Origin of the sequence: uncultured Rhodococcus sp. (assembly GCF_963525155.1) — a bacterium.
Taxonomy (GTDB): domain Bacteria; phylum Actinomycetota; class Actinomycetes; order Mycobacteriales; family Mycobacteriaceae; genus Rhodococcus_F; species Rhodococcus_F qingshengii.
Genome location: NZ_CAURKP010000040.1, coordinates 1 through 22,507, shown reverse-complemented (window position 1 = coordinate 22,507; position 22,507 = coordinate 1). Strand labels below are relative to the sequence as shown.

Sequence of the window (22,507 nt, the reverse complement as noted above, 5' to 3'; positions counted from 1 at the left end):
ATTTTCTAGCGAAAGCTACTCGACCGTAACCGATTTCGCCAGGTTACGCGGCTTGTCGACGTCGTAGCCACGCGCCGCGGCAACCTCGGCCGCAAAGATCTGCAACGGAACCGTGGACAGCAACGGCTGCAGCAGAGTCGGTGACGCCGGAATCTCGATCAGGTGATCCGCGTGCGCCGCGGCGACGGTGTCGCCTTCCTCAGCGATGACGATAGTCGTCGCCCCGCGCGCCTTGATCTCCTGAATGTTGGACACCAACTTCGAGTGCAGGACAGCGCGGCCCTGCGGCGACGGCATGACGATGATGACCGGAAGGTCCTCCTCGATCAAGGCGATCGGGCCGTGCTTGAGTTCACCGGCGGCAAAGCCCTCGGCGTGCATGTACGCGAGCTCCTTGAGCTTGAGCGCACCCTCGAGCGCCACCGGGTAGCCGACGTGACGCCCCAGGAACAGCACGGTCGACGCGTGCGCGAACTGGCGCGCCAACGCGCGCACCGGTTCTGCCGTCTCGAGTACCTTGCTGACCAATGCGGGCATCGCTTCGAGGTCGGCGTACTCGCGGGCGACCTCGTCCGGATACTTGGTTCCGCGAGCCTGCGCCAAAGCCAAACCGACGAGGTAGTTCGCGGTCACCTGCGCCAGGAACGCCTTGGTGGACGCGACCGCGATTTCCGGTCCTGCCCGGGTGTAGAGGACTGCGTCGGCTTCACGCGGGATCTGTGCACCGTTGGTGTTGCAGATCGCCAGGACGCGTGCCTTCTGGTCCTTGGCGTGCTTGACAGCCTCGAGCGTATCGGCCGTTTCCCCCGACTGCGAGATTGCGACAACAAGCGTCGAGCGATCGAGAACCGGGTCGCGGTAACGGAATTCGCTGGCGAGTTCGACCTCGACAGGTAGACGCGTCCAATGCTCGATCGCGTACTTCGCCAACAGACCGGAGTGGTAAGCGCTACCGCAAGCGACAACGAACACCTTGTCGACGTCGCGCAGTTCCTGATCGGACAACCGCTGCTCGTCGAGGACGATCTTCCCGTTTTCGAAGTGGCCGAGGAGCGTGTCGGCGACAGCAGTCGGCTGCTCTTCGATCTCCTTGAGCATGAAGTAATCGTGACCACCCTTTTCGGCGGCCGCGAGATCCCAGTCGATGCGGAACGGGCGTCCTTCTGCCTCGTTACCCGCGAAGTCGGAGATCCGGTAGCTGTCGGCAGTGATCACCACTGCCTGATCCTGTCCGAGTTCAACCGCATCGCGTGTGTGCTCGATGAATGCAGCGACGTCGGAGCCGAGGAACATCTCGCCCTCACCGACACCGACTACGAGCGGTGTCGAGCGGCGCGCGGCGACAATCGTGTCCGCATGATCAGCGTGCGTGAAGACGAGCGTGAACGCACCTTCCAACCGACGAACCACCGACAGCGCACTCTCGATGAAATCACCTGCCGTCGGCCCCTGGGCGTACGCCCGGGCGACGAGGTGAACCGCGACCTCGGAATCCGTGTCGCTCTGCAGTTCGACGCCTGCAGCCTCGAGCTCCGCACGCAGCGGGGCAAAATTCTCGATGATTCCGTTGTGAACGACAGCCAGCTTGCCCGAGGCATCACGATGCGGGTGCGCATTGCGGTCCGTCGGACGCCCATGCGTCGCCCAACGGGTATGGCCCATACCGGACGTACCGACGAAGTGATCCGCACCGTACTCGCCGAGCTCCGCCTCGAGGTTGGCCAACTTACCGGCCTTACGCTCGATCTCGACCCCACCGGTTCCGTCGAGAATCGCGATTCCCGACGAGTCGTACCCGCGATACTCCATTCGTCGCAAAGCCTCCACCACAACGCCCAGAGCTGGGCGGTGGCCGACGTATCCCACGATTCCGCACATGGTGACTCAGGGTACTTGGACATCGGCGGTGGGCGCATTTTGCGGTTCCCGCACCTGGTTGCAGCGTCCGCTCCGCATACACGAGGCGGCTCATCGGATAACGTCTTCAACCGTGGCACCGAAACTGAAAACACTGACCCGTGAGCTGTCCAAGCGCGGCCCGCACCGAGTTCTCCGCGGCAACCTCGCCCTGGCCGGACAGCCGGGTGTCGTGTACACGCCGGAAACCGGTTTCAATCTCCCCGCCGTTGCCTTCGCGCACGGGTGGATGGTCGGGTCCCACAAGTACGAGCAGACACTCCAGCACCTCGCTTCCTGGGGAATTGTCGCAGCGGCGCCCGACAGCGAACGCGGTCCGGTCCCGTCACATCTCGGATTGGCTGCAGATCTTCGAGCGACGCTCGACATCTGCGTCGGCGTGCGACTCGGCCCCGGACAGATCAGCGTCCAACCCGATCGGGTCGCCTTTGCCGGTCACGGCATGGGCGCGGGCGCGGCGGTACTGGCCGCAGCGCAGCGCGGGGATGTCGGTGCGGTAGCCGCACTGTTCCCGGCCCCGACAGCACCCAAGGCGGAGAACTACGCGTCGAAGATCACAGCGCCCGGATTGATCCTCGCCGGCGAAGACGACGTCGATTCCTTGACCAGCAATGCCCGGCCGCTGAGCGTGGAGTGGGGCGGTCCCGTCATCGCACGTACCGTGAAGGACGCCCAAGACGCCGGACTGATCGAAGGCCGCCGACTCCTCGGCGCCCTGGGCCTCGGTGGATCCGAGCGCAAGACACAGGCCGCCACACGGTGCCTGCTCACGGGCTTCCTGTTGTTCCATCTGACCGGCGACAAGAAGTACAAGGATTTTGCTGATCCCGACGTCGAGATTCCGCACACGGCGCCGTTGCTGCCGGTCGAACCTCACTCCGACGCGCGGGCCAGCCAGCTGTTGCGTAAGTAGGAGTCCGTACTCGCCACCGACTCCGGCGGCGAGCACGGCGGCGTCGGCGTCGGCTCTGACGCGGATCGCAGATACGGGCCGGACCTGACCGGCCCATCCGTGTCATTCTCGGCGGATGTCGTTTCGGACGGCGGCTCCTGGTGCGATTCCGCGCTCGCTGCGGCCACTCTGCGCTCACGGAAGTCGTCGAGTTGAGAATCGAGGGTTCGACGGATCGCTTCGAACGGCGCGTGAACGGACTTCACAGCGGACCAGCTCCGGCCAACTCAGCGCCCGTCTCTCCGCCGGGGACCACGATCGACTCGTCGGGGACTGTGACAGGCGGCTCCGGGTCCGGCACGGGCGAGACTTCGGCGGTGGTTTCGACCGGCACCTCGTGCTCGCGAATCTCAGGGTCGGGAGTTTCGGGCTGGAGTGTCGCAGGCTGGGACGCTTCTTGCGGGCGCGCCTCGTGCAGCGACATCTCCGGATCGGCATCGAGCACTATTCTCGGCCAACCATTTTCGCTCAACTCCAGGGTGGCCGACACAGAGTTCCCGTCAGCACCTGCAACATCCAGACTCACCCCACGACCGTCGGACGCAATCGAGAAGCCCCAAGTGTTGCCGCCGATCGAGAAAGAGACAGGAGCGGCGGCGACACCTGATGCACTCGGCTCGGCGATCGGAAAGGTTGACGTGAACGCGTCTGTCACCCACTGGGTCGCGGCGTCAAAAGCATGACCAACCGCGCTCGCGCACTCCGCACACGCCCTGTCGAATTCATCGCGAGTATCGAGATACGCCGAACGAAAAACCGTGTCCAGCCATGGCGCCGCACCACGACCGGTGGAAGCGACGTGAGTCAGCTGGTCGATCTCCCCCGCACCCAGACCGCCGATCGTCGCCCGGTCGAGGCTTGCCACCTTGAAAGCCTTGTCTGCCAAAGCCGTTCGAACCGTCCGCGCGAACTCGTCGGCCAGCGTGATCAACAGTGGCGTCGAATCCGCATCGGACCGAGCTTCACGCCGCGCCGCGAAGGCCTGATCTACTACCGCACCCACGCCGGAAACATTCCACACTGCAGGAAGATTCTCCGCCAGGGTCGTCAGCATCGCGATCTCGGCGACCGAACCGTCCACCGCTGCGGCCATGTCCGACGCATCTCGCACTAGTGCCTCGAAATCGATACCAGCCTCTGCGCGATACGCATCCTCGTAGGACGTAAGCATCCGTTCTTCGAAGCCCAACCGAGAGGCCAGGTTGTGAAATCGATCGAAGAACTGCAATCCCCTCGCACCAGCATCCAGGATTTCGTCGGGACGCACGCGTGAATCACGCAGTGCAAGAATATCTTCGACGCAATAGTAGCTGTTTGGTACTGCCTGTGCGGTACCGCTCGTCGGTCTCATGAGACCGACCCGCTGGAGTCTCGCAATCGCTGCGCACCCTGACCGTCCACCTCAGCGATCACCTCAGCCGAAGAGGAAAGCCGACGCGCCAACGTATCGAGAAGATCCGCACGGCCAGTCAAGCGAGAATTCAGGACCGCCAATGCCGACGCCAACGCGGCTCCGTGCTCGGCGTAATCACGGCCCGAAACGGCACCGCTGAATCGCAGACGCCTGATCGGCTCGGCAGAATCGCGCAGAGCCTGGGCCACCGACACCGCATGGCGTGCCAATTCATCTGTTCCAGCGCGGTCGACATCCACGAGCGCCCCCAAGTTTCAGCGGAACCACTCGCACGTCGAGCGGCCTTTGACTCCTTGGACGCAGCAGGGCGCAATTACGTTCCCTCAAAACGCGAATGCCGTGATGAGGGGCTAAACCGAACCGACGATCTCGGCCAACTCGTCGGCCAGCTTCTGCGCGAGCGGAAGTTCGGTGGCCTCGACCATGACGCGGACCAGTTGCTCTGTCCCGGACGGGCGCAGGAGCACGCGACCACCGTCACCGAGGACGCGCTCTGCGTCCGCGACTGCTGCGAGTACCGACGGCGATGCTGCGACTGTCGCCTTGTCCCCAACCTTCACGTTGATCAGAACTTGCGGGAGGGTTGTCATCGTTGCGGCCAGCGCGGATGCCGACTTACCCGTGCGAGCCATGCGTCCGAGCAGCCGGAGGCCGGTGAGAATCCCATCGCCCGTGGTGCCGAACGCCGGCAACACGACATGGCCTGACTGCTCGCCGCCGAGGCTGTATCCGCCCGCGCGCAGTTCCTCCAAGACGTAGCGGTCGCCTACGGCAGCAGTCACGATGTTGATACCGGCCTCGCGCATCGCGATGTGCAAACCGAGATTGCTCATGACAGTCGCGACGAGAGTGTTCTCGACCAACTCACCGGCGTCGTTCATCGCGATCGCCAGAACTGCCATGATCGCGTCACCGTCGACCACCGCTCCGGTCTCGTCGACGGCCAGGCAACGGTCGGCGTCGCCGTCGTGCGCGAGGCCTAGGTCCGCCCCGTGATCGACTACGGCTTTCTGAAGATTCTCCAGGTGCGTCGATCCGCAGCCGTCGTTGATGTTGAGGCCGTCGGGATCGGCGCTGATCGCGATGACGCGAGCGCCCGCTGCCGCGTAGGCAACCGGTGCGAGCGCGGAAGCAGCGCCGTTGGCGCAGTCGACCACAACGGTGAGTCCAGCGAGTGGCTCGCTCGCCGCGCTCGCCAGATGCGCAAGGTACAGCTGAGCGGCGTCGTCGACCGTACGGACGCGGCCGATCCCGGCACCTGTCGGTAGGACGGGCGGTGTAGTGCCGTCGAGTGCATCCTCGATCGCCACCTCGACAGCATCATCCAGCTTGTGTCCACCGGCTGCGAAAATCTTGATTCCGTTGTCCGGCATGGGATTATGCGATGCAGAGATCATGACACCGAGACTGGCGTCGAGCTTTGCCGTCAAGTATGCAACTGCCGGAGTCGGAAGAATACCCACGTCGAGCACGTCGACACCCGCGGAACTCAATCCTGCGGTCACCGCGGCTTGAAGCATCTCACCGCTGGCGCGAGGATCGCGGCCGATCACGGCGGTCGGACGTGCGTCCGAGGTGTCGGCTGTCAGTACGCTCGCCGCGGCAACTGCCAATCTCAATGCAAGATCTGCAGTCAGATCCGAATTGGCAAGTCCACGAACACCGTCAGTACCGAACAACCGACCCATAGAACGACTCCTGAATCCTGTGAACCTCGAGAAGGGAACTCGAGAAGGGAATTTCTCCGAGAAACACAAGAGCGAGCGTCCGGTAACGATGGACGCCCGCTCTTGTGGTGAACAGGTGCCGAAGCAGACCCGTCGGGTCAACCTCGGCAAAGCATCAGCGCTTGGAGTACTGCGATGCCTTACGGGCCTTCTTCAGGCCGTACTTCTTACGCTCGACCGCGCGGGCGTCACGCGTCAGGAAGCCTGCACGCTTGAGGGCCGGACGATCATCAGGGGTTACCTCGATGAGTGCGCGCGCGATAGCCAGACGCAGTGCGCCTGCCTGACCGGACGGGCCGCCACCGTGCAGCAGTGCAATGATGTCGAAAGACTCGGGACGCTCGACGAGCACCAGCGGAGCCTTGATCAGCTGCTGGTGAACCTTGTTGGGGAAGTAGTCCTCCAACGTACGACCGTTGAGCTTGAACTGACCGGTACCGGGAGCCATCCGGACGCGAACGACAGCCTCCTTGCGGCGACCGACGGTCTGGACCGGGCGATCGAGGACGATCGGTGCGAGCGTAGCTGCAGCAACCTCTTCGACGACCTCGACTGCGTCAGAGACAAGCTCTTCCACTGCTTCGATGTTCTCTTCGGACACGTTCTGCTCTTCCGGCGATGTCACTGTGCGACCTGCTTGATCTCGAACGGCACCGGCTGCTGCGCGGTGTGGGGGTGATTCGGGCCCGCGTAAACCTTGAGCTTGCTGCTCATTGCGCGGCCGAGCTTCGTCTTGGGGAGCATGCCGACAATGGCCTTCTCGACGAGACGATCGGGAGTCCTGTCGAGGACCTCACCGACAGTGCGGGACTTCAGGCCACCCGGGAATCCGGAGTGGTGGTAAACGTTCTTGCCCTGCAGCTTGTTGCCGCTGATGGCAACCTTCTCTGCGTTGATGATGACAACGAAGTCACCACCGTCGATGTGCGGCGCGTAGGTGGGCTTGTGCTTGCCACGCAGCAAGTTCGCTGCCTGAACGGCAAGACGGCCGAGCACCACGTCAGTGGCGTCGATGACGTGCCACGTGTGGGTCACATCTCCGGCCTTCGGGGTGTACGTAGACACAGATCTTCCTCGTCTTAATTCATTCCACTGCTGACCATGTGCGTATCGCGTAAACGATCCTCGGCGGCCAGTTGAGACCCGAGAACCGCCGGTCTCCACGCATTTCTGCCGGAGCCCTACGGCACGCCACCGATAGACGATACCGGTCTACCCGCTGCCAGGTCAAAGCGCAGCCATTCCTGCCAACAGCATCATCGTCCAGCACAGCGATGCGAGCGATCGACATGTGCCTGCCCCGGCAACCTGACGGTACCGGGGCAGGCGGGGTGTCATCACGGCATGGGATGTTGTCAGCGACCGAATCCGTTTGCGGCGATCCGATCAGCTTCCTGCATCTTCTCCGAGCCGCTCGCCGTCGCTCCGGCGATCTGCGCGAGAACCATGTTCAGTTCTTCGGAAGCCTGGGCCCAGCGACGCTGTGCGTCGTTCCACGCTTCGGAACCTGCCCCTTCCCAGCCTGCTTGCAGCTTGTCTACGACGACCTTGATGTCGCCCTGTTTGTCGTTGATCGCTTTGGCCTGCTGTTTCATCTGATCGGACAGCATTGCGAGGCCGCCGAAGTCGTACTTGATCCTGTCGGACATAACTGCTCCCGGTTCGGTGTGACTGGAGAGAACTTGTGAGAACTAACTTGTGAGAACTACTGGCTGAGGATTGCTTGATCGGACGATGAAGAGCTGGCGGTCAAGACATGTTCACCGTCGCGCCGCGAAGCGAGCTGACGTTGTCGTCTTCGGTCGAGTCGAAGGTTCCCGCGGCCTGTTTGATCTGCTCGCAGATGTCGGTCAGAGCTGTGTCCAACTTCAGGGCCGCGCTGTTGTATCGCTCCATGATTCCTGCGTATTCGACCTGCGCCGCACCGTTCCACGAATTGTGCGAAGCGTCGGCCTCCGACCGAACAGCGTTGACCAGCCCCCTGATGTCACCGAGATGTCCGTCGATGGTCCCCGCCGAATCGATCAATTCAGCGGTAGTTGCGGTAAAGCCCATGTCGTCCCCCTGGATTCGGTGAGTACCGTTCGGTATCGGCGATCACACACAACGGGCTTTGTCCGTCGGATGTGCACCGGGGTCGAGCGGAACTCCCTGATGTGCGCTACACATACTTTGACGCGACCTTCGTACCAACGGTTCCGGCCCGACCGAAGAATATTTCAGAACCGACCGATCCGGTCACGGTGTGAATTCGACCGACTGCCACATCCGCAGGCAGTCCGCTTCGAGACTGCCCCACTCACCGACCAGATACTGGCAGCCGATACTCACTTGCCGTCCGTTGTCGACGTACACGTGCCAACGCACCTCGGAGAAATCGTCCGGAAACTCGACGTACACCACTGCCCGTTTTCCTGCGGCATCGTCGAGCACAGCAAACTCTGCGAACCGCAATGGGTCCTCGAACGTCGAAAACTGCTGACGCAAAACAGCTTCGACGGAATCGAATCCCACACCTTCCGCAAGACGTTTCTCGATGACCACGATCTTGCGATCCGCACCCGAACCGGGTACCAAATCTGTACGCCCGCTCGAGGTCCCTCGCGACAGAAGCTTCCAATCGGAAGGCACTTCTGCCGCAACGCTTCCCACGTCCACACGAGTAAGTTCCGGCGTGGCCCCGGACTCGATCGACGAGATCGAAGTCTTCGGCGCAGGCGTTTCCTGCTCTTTCGACGCCTCCACGATCTCTACTTCGTCTTCCGCCGTGGCTGCGACCGACCCCGTCAACCGAGAATCGTTTCGATCGCGAGTGGACACCACGACCGTTCCTGCGACCGCACCGGCGACGGCGACCACCGCAAGCGCCGCCGCGAACCATCGACGGCCTCCGCGCCGCCCGCCGACGCGACTCGGCGAAGAGGCATTCGAGTCCGCGCCAGGAATCGACTTCGCGCCATCCGTATCGCCTACCCACCCGGCGCCGAAAGCCGAATTGTCGACGATTCGTCCCGAACTGTCCCGCGCGGTTGTCTGGCGAACGAGCGTCTGAGGATCCACCAGAGACGCAGCCACCCGGCTCTCGTCCAGAATTCGGATGCTCGCGTGGCCGTGAACATTCGTCGACCCCCGTTCGAGCGAAGCCGCAACAACATGGGAGCGCGGCCCGACCAACACCACAGCGTCCCGAACCGATAGATCCCCGATTGCGGAAAACAACCCCGCAACGTCTGCGATCTCCGAACTTTGGGTTCCGTCGATTCGGAGTTCACCGTCGACCTCAGCGACAACAGAAGCGACCACCGTTCCGCCGCGCAGTTCGAGGACGACACACCGCGATCGCCAAGCCGTATGAGCCGACCTCGCAGCCGCGATCGACGTCGGAACGAGTACGACGTCGTGCGCCACTCGACGTGCGGCATCGAGCAATCGCCGCCTGCGTGGGGCACCCCAATCCGAGGGATGACTGAGATGAAGAATGTCTGCGTCGACGATTCCGCACCCGTCCATCGCACTGGAGATCAGCCTGGCCACCTCCAAGACTGTCGGGACAACCCGACCATCCACGTCGACATAATCGTCGTCGATGTAATCGATCGCATTCTCGCCGGCCGCACCGGGGCCCGACGCCGGTTCGCGTCGGAGGTCTGCACTGCAACAGAATTCGCGTTGACCCGACACGACCCAGATATTCGATGCACCCCAATGTAACGAGACCGACACTGCGGACGGAGCGGTCACAGCGGTGGCATCCACGGAACTTGGACAAGTTGGGTTTGCGAGCGGGAAACGTAAACCCCACGGCCTTCCGGCATCGCCGACGCGCGGACAGTGCCGACGAGATTTCCCTCGTCACGGCTTCCGCTCATGATCAATCCGGCCGGCGCCATGTCGCGAATTCTCGCAATGACCGGCTCGTACAGTGCTCTGGCCGCACCACCGGAACGGCGGGCAATAACCAGGTGCAAACCGATGTCCTTCGAGTGCGGAATGTATTCGAGCAACGGCGCCACCGGATTTCCACTCGGTGTGGCCACAAGGTCGTAGTCGTCGATCAGTACGTAAATCTCCGGCCCACTCCACCACGACCGTTCCCGCAATTGCTGCTGCGTTGTTTCGGCGTTCGGCATTCTGGCAGCGACGATCCGAGCCAAGTCGACCATCAATTCACCGAAGGTCGTCGACGACGTCGAGTACCCGCCGAGGTGATTCCCTTCGACCACGCCCAGCAGGGAATGCCGATAGTCACCGATGATCACCTTGGCCTGGGCCGGTGTGTTCGACGCGATGATCCCTTCGGCTATTCCACGCAAGAGAGATGTCTTCCCACACGCGGTGTCGCCGAATATCAACAGGTGCGGGTGTTCCCGGAAGTCCATGTACACCGGGGCGAGGTCGGTCTCACCGAGCCCGATCGGCACGGTGAGGCACCGACCGTCGGCCGCACTCGGTGAGGGCCACCGGGTCCCGACAGCTTCGAGAAGTTCCGCCCGCGAGTAGAAATCCGGGAGCATCCGCACGGCGGGTGCCGGACGCGAATTCGACATGGCTGCAATACGTTCGACCGTCGCCACCACAGCCGTACTCGAGTTCTCACTACCCGGTAGGCCGTCGATTCGAGGTAGTCCGGTGAGAAGGTGGAGTCCGTCACGAGTGATGCCACGACCCGGTCGACCTTCCGGCACCAGGCCGGCTTTCCGGCGACCCGCATCCGAATCTCCCGGATCACCCAAACGAAGTTCTATGCGAGTACCCAGTTGATCCTTGAGTGCCGGCCGGATCTCGGCCCACCTCGACGTCGTGACGATCACGTGTACACCGAAGGACAAACCTTGACCGGCGAGCGTGTTGATCTGGGGCTCGAGTGATTCGAAATCCGAACGAACGCTTGGCCAACCGTCGACGACGAGGAAGACGTCACCGTACGGGTCCTCTCGGAGTCCCGCAGCCTCACCTTCCCCGGCGGGATCAACTGTTCGCAATCTACGGAAATCGGCCATCGATTCGATGCCGAGGTCACGAAACAGTCGCTCCCGTTTGGCGACCACACCGAGTACCTCGGCAACTGTGCGCCGGACGCGGTCGGAATCCAAGCGGTTTGCCACCGATCCGACGTGCGGCAGATCTTTCAATCCGAGGAGCGTTCCACCGCCGAAGTCGAGGCAGTAGAACTGAATCTGTTCCGGCGTGTGCGTCATGCTCAGAGACAAGATCAACGTGCGCAACGCCGTCGACTTTCCCGACTGCGGGCCGCCGACAATCGCGAGGTTGCCCGTCGATCCGTTGAGATCGGCGACGAGTAGATCGCGGCGCTGATCGAACGGCCTGTCGACTATGCCGAAGGGTGCGCTCAGATTTCCGCGAGGTTGATCACCGGTCGCCCACCGCGGCAACAACTGGTCAAGCGTCGGAGATGACTCGAGCGGCGGGAGCCACACTTCATGCGCACGTGGACCGTGACCGCGCATGCGGTCTACGAGGACTCCCATGAGAGTACGTGCATCGTCACCGATTTCACCCATGTCGACGACGTCGGGCTCGACGGGAACGACAACGGCCTCTGGTCCGATCACGGGCTTCGCGGTAAACGGCAGCGGCGCCAGTTCGACGGGGGAATCGACCGAGAATCGAGTGGGCACGATCCGCTCGCCCTCGTACGGGCCTGACACGTACGCACCTTGGAAGCGAACGATCTCAGCAGAATCGGACTTCAGGTATCCCGCACCGGGTGTACCCGGAAGGTGATAAGCATCGGGAACGCCGAGGACGGAACGAGACTCGTTCGCCGAGAACGTTTTCAACCCGACGCGATACGAAAGATGGCTGTCGAGACCCCGAAGCTTTCCTTCGTCGAGTCGCTGACTGGCCAGCAGCAGGTGAATGTGAAGTGACCTGCCCAATCGCCCGATGGCCACGAACAATTCGGCAAATTCCGGCTGTTGACTGAGCAGTTCGGAAAACTCGTCGACGACCACGAAGAGTGCCGGTAACGGATCGAGTGCAGCGCCGGCCAGCCTCGCCCTCTCGTAATCGGACACGTTTGCGAAGTTTCCTGCCGCACGCAACAGTTCTTGTCGACGATTCATTTCGCCGGCGAGCGCGTCCTTCATACGATCGACCATCGCCAATTCCTCGGCAAGGTTGGTGATGATCGCAGCAACATGCGGTGCCTCCTCGAGGCCGAGAAAGGTTGCACCACCTTTGAAGTCGATCAGGACGAGGTTCAGTGCGTCGGGAGAGTGGGTCGCGATCAGGCCGAGCACCAAGGTTCGCAGGAACTCCGACTTGCCAGAACCGGTGGCTCCGATACACAGCCCGTGCGGACCCATACCGTTCTCGGCCGACTCCTTCAGATCCAGTTCGACGGGGTTTCCGTCTTGTCCGACACCGATCGGCACGCGGAGTCGGTCGCGTCCCTGACGTGGAAGCCAGCCATGCTCAGGATTGAACCTCGCAATGTTTCCTATCCCCAACATCTGGCTCCACGTCCGAAGGGATCGGTCGTCGTCAGCTGCGTCGACGGCATTCTGCGATGCCGCACGGAACGGTGCGATGCGACGGCCGAACGCCTGCGCCAGGCTCGTCGTCGCAGCGTCAGGCCTCGCAAAGTTCTCAACTCCTGCGCTGCTCACCGCGCCGATCTGATCGCTACCGACGACCAGTCGCAAACCACGCGTCGCCACCAGCCGCGGGCAGAACCCGCACAGGTCGAGGACGGTCACCGAGTCGAGCCCGGATTCGGACAACAGGCCGGTGTCACCTTCGAGCAAGCCACCGTCCACGACCAGCACGAGATGCGGAACGCCCGCACTGGCTGGAGTGTTGCGAGCGAATCGAGCACGCATCGAAAGCGGTTCCCCGAGGGAACTTTCGAATTCGAGATACGAACCGAACACCATGCGTGCAGTGCCGGTGCCGTCCTGAGACTGCGGGTGTTGCACGTGTGGGAGCCACTTGACCCACTCCCACTCGGATTCGGTATCGGGACCGCACACCACCGCAACTTGGAGCGTGTCCGGACCGTGGAATGTGCACAGTTGCATCAACATCGAGCGGACGAGCGCACGAGCGGAATCTCTCTGCCCCTCGATGGACATCGCAGCAAATCCGCGAAGCGAGACGGCGGTCGGCAGGTCCTGCACAACCGAATGTGCACGGACGAATCGCCGAAGTGAGACAGCAGCGACGGGTTCGAGATCCTCGACCGGCCCGGTCTCCGGAGACACGAGTCTGGTGGCCAATCGCTGTGTACCCAGACCTACCCGAACGTGGCAGTAGTCCGAGTCGGTGATCTGACGCTCCCACATCCGCACAGTCCCGGCCAGTGTCCAGAGCAGCGACGGCTCGGGATTGCTCCACTCGAGAGCAGCACGCTGCGCACCAGTCGTCGCAGCAACATCACTACGCATCTGATCCAGGTACCGGAGGTAGTCCTTGCGGTCCTCGTTCGCTTCGGACGCTCTTGCTCCACCGCTACGACCGCCCCCGGCGAGCATTCCGAGCATCGACACCATCATCATGACCGGAAACAGCAGGGACATCGGATTGCGCGCCATGCCGGAAGAGAACATCAGCGCCACCATGCCGATCATGGCAACCACCATGATCACCGGAAGTAGTTTGGTCAGTAGGTTTCCCGGCGTGACGCGAGGTATCTCCGGTGGGGGCTGAAGCGTCACCTCGCCGCCCGGTGTGCGCGGCGATTCACGGCGTGCTCGACGCGCAAATCTGACAGTGCTCAATTCACCCACCCCCATCGGTGCTGCAGCTGTTGCCGCCAGACGCCTCGTCCGACTACCGCCGGCCCCCCAAGGCGTACTCGCGCAATTGCAAGAGAGTAGATCACAACACCGACACTCGGGTCGGTGCCACCTGTTGTCGGCGCTGTCTCCGATACAGGCGCGCAGTTCATGTCGTATTGTTCGGGTGAACTGGGGTGACGCGAAGGGGGAATCGCGTCATGGGAGGGGACAGATCTTGACCAGCACCACTACAACCAGCGCTGCGAACACCGGAAACGGACGAGGCGCGAGTCATTCTGCCGAACTGTGCAGGTTGACGGTACTTTCAGCCCATTCGCAGGTGGATCTTGCGGTGCCGCTTCGTGTTCCACTCACCGTGGTCATTCCGGGCATTGTGGACACAATTGTCAACCACAGCAATTTCAACGAGTTCGACCACACCACCGAACAATTCGAGCCCGTCGACTGGACTCTGTCGAAAGTCGGCAGGGCACCGCTGGCACCGACGCTGTCGCTGCACGAGCACGGAATCCGCGATGGAGAATTGCTCGTACTCGAGGCCTCGGACACCGCTGCCCCGCCCCCACTCTTCGACGACATCATGTACACCGTCGCGGCCACGGATGCGGACGTCTACCGACGCTGGACTCCGGTCACCGCGCGCATTGTCGGCTCGACCGCCGCCCTCGTCGCTGCGCTCGTCGCGGCCCTCGCCCTGGTCCTCGGCGACACGGGACTGATCGGCGCCGTCTGCGGCGGAGTGACGTCTTTGGTGCTCACCGTCGCCGCCGTCGTGGCAGCGCGGGTGTACGGAGACTCTGGAAGTTCCGTCACGCTCGGATGCGCTTCGGTGCCACTGGCGTTCGTCTCCGGCGCACTCTGCGTGCCCGGCACTGTTCTTTCGGCTCATCTGCTTCTCGGTTCGGCATCTGCCGCTGCGGTAACTCTGATCTGCTTCCGCTTGTGCGGCGCCGGATTAGCTGTCTTCACAGCACTTCTCGTCGTCCTTCTCGCGGCGGTGGGCACCTTTGCCGTCACTACCACGCTTCCCGAGGCGCGCACCGCGACCGTCAGCGGCGCGGTGATTGCCGCCGCATTGATCGTTCTCACGTTCACCGCTCGACTGTCGATGTTGTTCGCGCGACTACCGCTTCCCCCTGTTCCGACGCCGAGTAATCCCCTCGACGACGACCGCGACGGACTGCCCGAACCCGAACTACCCGGGCTGACCGAGTTGGCGGAAAGGGCAGGGCGGGCGCGTAGCTATCTGACCGGGCTGATCGTGGCCACGTCAGTGGTCGCGCTCGTCGCTGCCGTCGCACTCGCGTGGTCCTGGCCTGGTCAGGGGATCGTCTGGCCGAATCTTGCTCTCGCATTCGCGACGGCCGTCGTGCTGATGTTTCGCGGGCGCACCTACGCGGGCGCACAGCAGGCTGTGCCACTCGTCGCGGCAGGCATCTCGGTGATTCTCGTTCTCCTGGGCGACATGGCATGGACCCATCGCGACCATGCATTGGTCGTCTTCGCCATCACGATGACCGTTCTCCTCCTGGCACTGGTTCTGGGAATCCTTGCCCCCCAGAACACATTCAGCCCCGTGATGCGACGCGCTGCCGAGCTGTTGGACCTCGCTGCGATTACAGCAATCGTTCCGCTGATCTGCTGGGTCAGTGGCCTCTTCGCGCTCATGCGTGGCCTCTGAGCGATCGGTGATCGATGGTGATTCGACGTGCAACAAACATCTGCGCCAGTCTCGTGATCGTTGCCTTCAGCGTTCTCGCCGGGGCAGGTGGCGCATCGAGCGCGGTTCCCTCCCCCATCGATCCTGCAATGCTGCCCGAGGACGGTCCGCCTGCACCTCGACAACCCACCGAACAACGAACCCTGTGCGTCCCAGCCGTGGCAGGTGGTGACGGTGCGGACATTCCACGTTCTCAACGAGATCTGGGATTCGATTCTGTGTGGCCGATCACCAGAGGGGCAGGACAGCGAATTGCTGTCATCGACACCGGTGTCAGCAGACATCCCCGGCTGCCATCGCTCGACGGCGGCGGTGATTACGTCGGTACCTCCGACGGCACCGACGATTGTGACGCACACGGAACTGTCGTGGCCGGTCTCATCGCCGCCCAGCAAGTCGAGGGTTCCGGATTCTCCGGAGCTGCGCCTGACGCACAGATAATTTCGATCAGGCAGTCCAGTGCCGCCTTCTCGGTGGCCGGCCAACGCGAAGACCCTGCTGTAGCCGAGAACTCATCCGGGTACGGAAACGTCGACACCATGGCATCGGCCGTCCGTCACGCTGCGGACATGGGTGCAAGCGTCATCAACATCTCCGAAGTCGCCTGCAAGCCTGCCGGGGACGGGATCAACGACCAACGACTCGGCGCTGCAATCGAATACGCCACGATCGCGAAGAACGTCGTAGTCGTCGCAGCTGCAGGGAACGTCGGATCCGGAGGTTGCAAGAACCAGAATCCGCCGCCAGATCCCGTCGACCCCTTAGCCGATCCATGGAACTCGGTTGCGACGATTGCCAGTCCGGCTTGGTACGACGACTATGTCCTCACGGTCGGGTCGGTAGACCCCAATGGCGCCGCCAGTTCCTTCAGCCTCGGCGGTCCGTGGGTCGACGTGGCGGCGCCCGGCACCGGAATCACCTCACTTCACCCGACGTCGCCCGGTCTGACCAACGGGGTGTACGGCTCCGACGGCGCCGTACAGTCGTTCAACGGGACCAGTTTCGCTGCGCCCTTTGTCGCGGCAACCGCCGCACTGGTCCGGTCGGTTCACCCGGAACTGACGGCGCTTCAGGTCATGCAACGTATCGAAGCCACCGCCCACGCTCCGGCGCAGGGTTGGAATCCCTACGTCGGTCACGGCGTCATCGATCCACTTGCGGCAGTGACGGGCGAATTGGCCCCAGGAGAACGCGTCAAGGTCAACCATCAGTCGGTGTCGATCGATCCCCTACCCACGCCGCCGACCCCCGACAACCGATCTCGCGACACGGCACTCGTCGGAGCCGGAACGGTCGGCACCCTCGCCCTACTGACGCTGTTGGCATCGATGCCTCTTCGTCGAGTAATTCGTCGGCATCTTCCCGAACGCCAGAAAATCGATCCCTGAACCGTCAGCAGTGTTCAGTTCACCGGAGCGGCCGGCGCTGTATCGGGGGCGATTCCGTCGTGAGCTATCAGTGCATTGCTCTTCTCGAGCGCGGGGCCTGATGCAAGTAGGTCGAGCATCTGCCAAGGCGCGCGATCAGGCGTTCGCGTCAATCCGAGCGCGCGAGCGGAGGTTTCGTCCGGTACGCCGTACTTCACACCGGTATCGGCTACGTAGAACACTCCGTCGTGCCTGGTGCTGTTCGCCTCGATTCCGGTCGCTTGAACAAACCCGCCGAAGCCCTGTTCGACATGGACGCTGTCGAGATTGTCACCCGATCCGTCCGCCTGCGCCAATGACACCAACTTGCCACCCTCCGGGGTCGGAACCTGCAATCCAGCGATGAGTTTCAGCGTCGCAGAACGACTTTCGCCGCCCTCGACGGCAGGTGAGGGAGCCCATTCCAGACAGCCGACAGGTGCGTCGTGATCGTCGACGACCGCTGGAGCCACCAGCGGCAACGAGTCGACGGCCAGCTCACTCACCGAGGGGATACGACTGATGGCATCAGGGGTGACGCTCGTGATCCCGGTGGCGCCCTGCGAATCCGAGAAGTAGATCAGTTGGGCGAGCGCCGCACCGATCTTCTGGATCCCGTTCTCGAGTACCACGTAATACTGCGGGTCCGCACCCACCGAAACCTGGATGACGGAGCCGACAGTCTTGTTCTGCAGAGGAAACCGGGGCACTGATCCCAGTTCGGGAATGCGCGGAGCCTCGACGCGCGGGACTTCGGGAATCGAATTGAGGAATCCGGTACTGATCGGACGCGCCTTTGCCCCTTCCAGTCCCAAAGCCCGCATGATCGCCGGATTGTCCACGTCGATTGCCGCTCGCTTCCCGTCGTACACGAGAAAGTGATCGGAACCCGACTTCACCAGAAATCCACGGTCATTCGTCAGATATGTCGCGTTTTCACCGACATTGGACGAGCCGACCAAGACCGAAGTCGTCAACGACCTTCTGCCGTCGGATCCAACGGAATCGCATACCGTCCACAAGGCGTTGGTCGGGTCGGCCGATTCCGGCAGCGCGGACGGTGCGCCGGGAATGCCGACGAGCGCGCCCCGGGGTTTCGCCTCGACCTCGGATGCCTTGACCATTGCCGGTTTTCCTGGCGAACCCAGAATCAGTCGAGCGGAAGCCAAGTTCAGCACAGGGTGAAAAGTACCCTCCATGGCGACGAACATTGCGCCCGATTCTTTCGCGACCACAATGTCGGCATCACCGATCTTGTCTTGTGGCCGAAAGAGGGCGAGTACTGCGCAACCTGCCAATCCCAGTGCGGCGAGGACTATTCCGACGATGAAGGCGCGCGACTGTGATCGCATCGGATCATGAAGCATCCGGACGTCTCGTCTGACCAGCGCATGTTCCATCCGTCTGACCAAGAAACGGTATCCGTTGACCTGCCAGCGCGTGGTAGGTGTTGCAGCCATCATTCCCCCCGTGCCTTACATCCCCTTGCGAGGACACAGTACAGTTTCGCTGGGGCGGAAATTTCGGGTAGTAGGCAGGTCAGGTATCGGGGAGGAACCGTGGACCGATCGCGGTTGAAGCATTGGCCGTCGTCGCACAGGATTTCGGCACGCGAATTCGTGTCGGCACAGATTGTCGGAATCGGTGCGGGCGGAATCGCGATGGTCAGTGGGCTGGATTGGCTCTGGGCGCTGGCAATTGGTTGTGTGGTTGCAGGATCAATGCTGCTCCATGTTGGCGGTTGGTCGGTAATGTCCTGGATTGCCAGGTACTTTCGCTATCTTCGCCACAAGGACGTGGACGGCGGAACGATCGTCAGTTTTCACACCCCCTCCGAGCAGTCGATCGGGCTGCGGGTGGACGGATCTTCACTCGTCGCTGTCGTCGAGATCGCTCCCCCACGCAACTACCTGACCAGGATCGGGCGTCATTCGTTCGACGCGTCCCACCTTCTGCCCACGGCTGCGCTCGTGGATTGTCTTCATCAGCACGACATCTCGCTCACCGGCATCGACATTGTCAGTCACGGATATCGCGCCGCATCCGGGACCCCGGCCACCGAAGTCTACGAACGTCTCATCGGACCATTGCCGGCCACCGCAACAAGAAGCGTTTGGCTTGCACTACGTTTCGACGCTCTCGAGGGTTCTGCAGCAGTCGAGCGCCGCGGCGGGGGCGAACAGGGCGCGGGCCGCGCGATCGCTGTTGCCGCCAATCGTGTCATCCGGGTTCTCGATACAGCAGGATGCAAGGCGCGGATCCTGACCGCACCGGAAATTGCCTCGTCCACGGCCCAGGTGACCAGAGGAGTGGCCAGCAACGAGGTCACCGAAACGTGGCGAAGTACCCCCTTGCCCGGCGTGTCCAACGTGGGATACGGGATTGAGCCCCGTTTCATCACCGCCTCGACCCTAACTCGAATATGGGCAGTGGCAACGGTCGGGACATCCGTGACAATTCGGTTGCGCCCCAATGGCGAACGCGGAGAGGCGAAGGTCAGCGCGACATGTCGCTTCACCACGCGCAATCCACCTGAGAACGCACCGCTGGCCGGTTTGGTCTCGCTACGTGGGCGCCAGCGCGACGGATTGCTGACCAACTTGCCAACCGCATTGGCCGCGCTGGACGGCATCACGCCGGACGTTCGCATGGACGGGGGCGCACTCGACTCACTCGCTCTACCTCTCGCCGGGTGCGGCCAACTCATCGGCTCGGACCGAAACGGGCACGGTGTCGCGGCCAGAATTTCGGGGCCGGGCGTCAACATCGTTCTTGTCGCCGGCGAACTCTATCTGGCTCAGCAGTTGATCTTTCGAGCCATCGCGACCGGCGCACTGGTCCTCGTCCACACCGATCGACCGCAAGCGTGGACCGCGCTCACCGACTCGATGGGAGTGCCTGACCGACTCCGCGTGTCCGGGCAGGGCGGTGGGCCTGAGGGCGCCTTCAACACTGTCGTATTCGACGGCGTCGAGGGGTTATCTCCGCGTGCCGGCGTGACCGCAATCTATGTGTACGGACATCCACGCCAATGGCCTCGGATCGACCCTGAAATCTCGATAGTCCAGCCATTCGCACTCGGTGACAAGATCACGGTCGAAACCGGCCGCACGCGCGTCGACCTGACTCTGGTGACCATCGCTTCCGAGACATCGTTCATCGGCCGTCCTCGAGCCGGCGACGCTCACCAGATGGCGTGATCGCGTATGTCCAAGATCAGCCGGGATAGGGATCACTTGCACGTTGCATCCGCAATCCGCTTCCCCACCAATCCAATTCACGAATCATCTTCTCGCTTGCATCGATCGCAATCGAATCGACGCCGTACGGCTCGTGTCCGAATTGCTTACGCACCCGGTGAATGGTCACGCTTTGACGCACCGAGACCATGTGCAACTCCGCCACCACTTGCCTCAGTTGCTCGACGGCCCGAACACCACCTGAAATCCCGCCGTAGGACACGAATCCGATCGGCTTGGCACGCCACTCGTGTTTCACCGAATCGAATGCGGTCTTGAGAGCAGCCGGATACCCGTGGTTGTATTCGGAGGTCACGGCGACAACAGCGTCGGCGCGCCCGATTCGCCGGCGGAAAACCTCCGTGGCAGGTGAATCCGAGAAATCCTGGGGCAACGACAGCTCTCTGAGGTCGATCACCGATACGTTCCACGACGGGTTCGCGGTTGCGCGCTCGACAAACCAGTCCGCCACTGCTCGTCCCATTCGCCCCTCGCGGACCGAACCTACGATGACTTCGACGTTCAAAGGTGCCATGAACGTCGATGCTAGCGACTGATCACGCAGTGATCCCGTCCGTGATGAGTGCTGCCAGTTCCCGATAAGCGCTGGCATCGTCCAGACCAGTTGCCCGGTAGACCGCGCGTTGCTGGATCCGAACCATCGTCGCCGCAGCGGCATCGGCGACAAATGATGCGTGTACCTGCCGGAATGCGCCCGAATCGACTCCCTCGACGATGAGCGATCGCACACGATCAGCAGCGATCGACGTGTTCTTCTCGTAGACCTGGCTCGCCGACACCGATTCGGCCAGGTCTTCCATGAACTGACTGGACGCCGCGGACAGCCGATCACCCACTGCTTCGAGATACACCGCGACTCGACGAGGCGGGGCCGTTTCGGCGGCGACTGCACTCTCCACTGCATCGGTCGCCGCCCGGAAGAAGTGCACTGTCACAGCCCGCACCAGATCCTCTTTGCCGGCCGCCACGGTGTACAAGGTGCTCTTGGAGCAGTGCAGACGAGCTGAGATCTCGTCGAGCGTGAGGTGGGCGAAACCCTCACTCAAGAACAGTTGGACCAATTGATCGAACAACTCTGCCCTGCGCGCAGTCGTCTTGTGAACCAGCCTTGCCATACCTACAACAGTACTGCAGTATCGTTCTCAGTACTATTACCTAGCTAGGAGCCGACCGTGCCCGTCGAACGCCTGATGCCCAGCCAAGAAGCTCGCGATCTCATCGAACTGACGCGTGATGTCGCGGACAAGGTACTCGCGCCCAAGGTCAACGAATACGAGAAGGCCGAGAAGTATCCAGACGGAGTGTTCCCCGCACTCGGACAGGCGGGCCTGCTGAGCCTTCCGTATCCCGAGGAGTTCGGCGGCGGCGATCAGCCGTACGAGGTGTACCTCCAAGTGCTCGAAGAGATCGCCTCACGCTGGGCAGCGGTTGCAGTGGCGGTGAGCGTGCACAGCCTGTCGTGCTTCCCGCTGTTCACCTTCGGCACCGACGAACAGAAGAAACGCTGGCTACCGGACATGCTGGGCGGCAACACCATCGGCGCGTACAGCCTTTCCGAAGCGCAGGCCGGATCCGACGCCGCCGCGTTGTCGTGCAAGGCGACGCCCACCGACGGTGGCTACCGCGTCAACGGTTCGAAAGCCTGGATCACCAACGGCGGCAAGGCGGACTTCTACAACCTCTTCGCACGCACCAGTGACGACGGTTCACGCGGCGTCTCCTGTCTCCTGGTGGACAAGGACACCGAAGGCCTCAGCTTCGGAAAACCCGAAGAGAAGATGGGGCTACGCGCGGTCCCCACTGCCTTCGCGAACTACGACGACGCCTTCATTCCTGAGGAGCGATTGATCGGTCAGCGCGGCCAGGGGCTGCCGATCGCCTTCAGCGCTCTCGACTCCGGCCGACTCGGAATCGCTGCCGTTGCCGTCGGAATCGCTCAAGGCGCGCTCGACGACGCGGTCGCTTACGCGAAGGAGCGCAAGGCATTCGGCAAGCGGATCATCGATCACCAGGGACTCGGTTTCGTGCTCGCGGACATGGCTGCCGCAGTCGACTCCGCGCGAGCCACCTACCTCGATGCAGCGCGCCGCCGCGACGCCGGAGTTCCGTATTCACGCAACGCGAGCGTCGCCAAGCTCGTGGCCACCGACGCGGCAATGAAGGTCACCACCGACGCCGTTCAGGTATTCGGCGGGTACGGATACACCCAGGACTTCCCCGTCGAGCGCTACATGCGCGAGGCCAAGATCACGCAGATCTTCGAGGGCACCAACCAGATTCAGCGATTGGTCATCGCGCGCCAACTGGCGGGATAGCCCCCCGATACGAATGCCCTCCCACACAGAGTG

At 62.5% G+C, this 22,507-nt stretch carries 18 protein-coding genes; 5 read left to right on the top strand and 13 right to left on the bottom strand.

The annotated features are described in order from the left end of the window. Positions 1 to 15: 15 nt before the first annotated feature. Positions 16 to 1,878 carry a glutamine--fructose-6-phosphate transaminase (isomerizing) gene (gene glmS, locus RWT78_RS11285; protein WP_003940837.1) on the bottom strand — a complete coding sequence of 621 codons (1,863 nt, stop codon included), beginning with the start codon at positions 1,876 to 1,878 and terminating at the stop codon, positions 16 to 18. Positions 1,879 to 1,990: 112 nt separating this feature from the next. Between glmS and RWT78_RS11280 the strand changes: the two genes are divergently transcribed. Then, a complete protein-coding gene (locus RWT78_RS11280) occupies positions 1,991 to 2,830 on the top strand; it encodes a chlorophyllase/cutinase-like alpha/beta fold protein (RefSeq protein WP_314675673.1) in 840 nt (279 codons plus the stop codon). Positions 2,831 to 3,071: 241 nt separating this feature from the next. Here RWT78_RS11280 and RWT78_RS11275 read toward each other — a convergent pair whose 3' ends face one another. From RWT78_RS11275 to eccCa, 9 genes are all read right to left on the bottom strand, one after another. Further along, a complete protein-coding gene (locus RWT78_RS11275) occupies positions 3,072 to 4,220 on the bottom strand; it encodes a hypothetical protein (RefSeq protein ID WP_314675671.1) in 1,149 nt (382 codons plus the stop codon). Then, positions 4,217 to 4,522, bottom strand: a complete 306-nt coding sequence (locus RWT78_RS11270; RefSeq protein WP_314675670.1) for a hypothetical protein — start codon at positions 4,520 to 4,522, stop codon at positions 4,217 to 4,219. Before RWT78_RS11270 ends, RWT78_RS11275 begins: the two co-directional genes overlap by 4 nt. 111 nt (positions 4,523 to 4,633) lie before the next feature. Further along, on the bottom strand, positions 4,634 to 5,971 hold the full coding sequence (glmM, locus tag RWT78_RS11265; protein ID WP_314675668.1) for a phosphoglucosamine mutase: 1,338 nt from the start codon (positions 5,969 to 5,971) through the stop codon (positions 4,634 to 4,636). A 154-nt stretch (positions 5,972 to 6,125) separates the two neighbouring features. Beyond that, complete coding sequence (gene rpsI / locus RWT78_RS11260) at positions 6,126 to 6,635, bottom strand: 30S ribosomal protein S9 (RefSeq protein ID WP_007728596.1); 510 nt, start codon at positions 6,633 to 6,635, stop codon at positions 6,126 to 6,128. After that, positions 6,632 to 7,075, bottom strand: coding sequence for a 50S ribosomal protein L13 (rplM, locus tag RWT78_RS11255; protein WP_003940842.1), 444 nt, complete (start codon positions 7,073 to 7,075; stop codon positions 6,632 to 6,634). The genes rpsI and rplM overlap by 4 nt, the downstream gene beginning before the upstream one ends. A 290-nt stretch (positions 7,076 to 7,365) precedes the next feature. Next, a complete protein-coding gene (locus RWT78_RS11250; protein WP_003940975.1) occupies positions 7,366 to 7,659 on the bottom strand; it encodes a WXG100 family type VII secretion target in 294 nt (97 codons plus the stop codon). A gap of 100 nt (positions 7,660 to 7,759) precedes the next feature. After that, the gene (locus RWT78_RS11245; protein WP_003940986.1) at positions 7,760 to 8,065 is read right to left on the bottom strand and encodes a WXG100 family type VII secretion target; all 306 of its coding nucleotides are present in this window, start codon (positions 8,063 to 8,065) and stop codon (positions 7,760 to 7,762) included. A 183-nt stretch (positions 8,066 to 8,248) separates the two neighbouring features. Then, positions 8,249 to 9,691 carry a type VII secretion-associated protein gene (locus RWT78_RS11240; RefSeq protein ID WP_314675664.1) on the bottom strand — a complete coding sequence of 481 codons (1,443 nt, stop codon included), beginning with the start codon at positions 9,689 to 9,691 and terminating at the stop codon, positions 8,249 to 8,251. 56 nt (positions 9,692 to 9,747) lie between these two features. Next, complete coding sequence (gene eccCa, locus RWT78_RS11235) at positions 9,748 to 13,752, bottom strand: type VII secretion protein EccCa (protein WP_314675663.1); 4,005 nt, start codon at positions 13,750 to 13,752, stop codon at positions 9,748 to 9,750. 235 nt (positions 13,753 to 13,987) lie between these two features. On the opposite strand from eccCa, the gene eccD reads away from it, so the two are divergent. Together eccD and mycP are read left to right on the top strand one after the other, a co-directional pair. Further along, positions 13,988 to 15,454, top strand: coding sequence for a type VII secretion integral membrane protein EccD (eccD, locus tag RWT78_RS11230; protein WP_314675661.1), 1,467 nt, complete (start codon positions 13,988 to 13,990; stop codon positions 15,452 to 15,454). Positions 15,455 to 15,468: 14 nt separating this feature from the next. After that, complete coding sequence (gene mycP / locus RWT78_RS11225) at positions 15,469 to 16,881, top strand: type VII secretion-associated serine protease mycosin (RefSeq protein ID WP_314675660.1); 1,413 nt, start codon at positions 15,469 to 15,471, stop codon at positions 16,879 to 16,881. 14 nt (positions 16,882 to 16,895) lie between these two features. Here the strand turns inward: mycP and eccB are convergent, their stop codons facing one another. Then, positions 16,896 to 18,362 carry a type VII secretion protein EccB gene (gene eccB, locus RWT78_RS11220; RefSeq protein ID WP_314675659.1) on the bottom strand — a complete coding sequence of 489 codons (1,467 nt, stop codon included), beginning with the start codon at positions 18,360 to 18,362 and terminating at the stop codon, positions 16,896 to 16,898. Positions 18,363 to 18,458: 96 nt separating this feature from the next. Between eccB and eccE the strand changes: the two genes are divergently transcribed. After that, positions 18,459 to 20,099, top strand: coding sequence for a type VII secretion protein EccE (gene eccE / locus RWT78_RS11215; RefSeq protein ID WP_314675657.1), 1,641 nt, complete (start codon positions 18,459 to 18,461; stop codon positions 20,097 to 20,099). Between the two features lie 16 nt (positions 20,100 to 20,115). Here eccE and RWT78_RS11210 read toward each other — a convergent pair whose 3' ends face one another. Together RWT78_RS11210 and RWT78_RS11205 are read right to left on the bottom strand one after the other, a co-directional pair. After that, the gene (locus tag RWT78_RS11210) at positions 20,116 to 20,673 is read right to left on the bottom strand and encodes an NADPH-dependent FMN reductase (protein WP_003940967.1); all 558 of its coding nucleotides are present in this window, start codon (positions 20,671 to 20,673) and stop codon (positions 20,116 to 20,118) included. Positions 20,674 to 20,695: 22 nt separating this feature from the next. Then, positions 20,696 to 21,274, bottom strand: a complete 579-nt coding sequence (locus tag RWT78_RS11205; RefSeq protein WP_019747559.1) for a TetR/AcrR family transcriptional regulator — start codon at positions 21,272 to 21,274, stop codon at positions 20,696 to 20,698. A gap of 57 nt (positions 21,275 to 21,331) precedes the next feature. Here RWT78_RS11205 and RWT78_RS11200 point away from each other — a divergent pair, with 57 nt between their 5' ends. Then, positions 21,332 to 22,474, top strand: coding sequence for an acyl-CoA dehydrogenase family protein (locus RWT78_RS11200; RefSeq protein ID WP_314675654.1), 1,143 nt, complete (start codon positions 21,332 to 21,334; stop codon positions 22,472 to 22,474). Positions 22,475 to 22,507 lie beyond the last annotated feature (33 nt).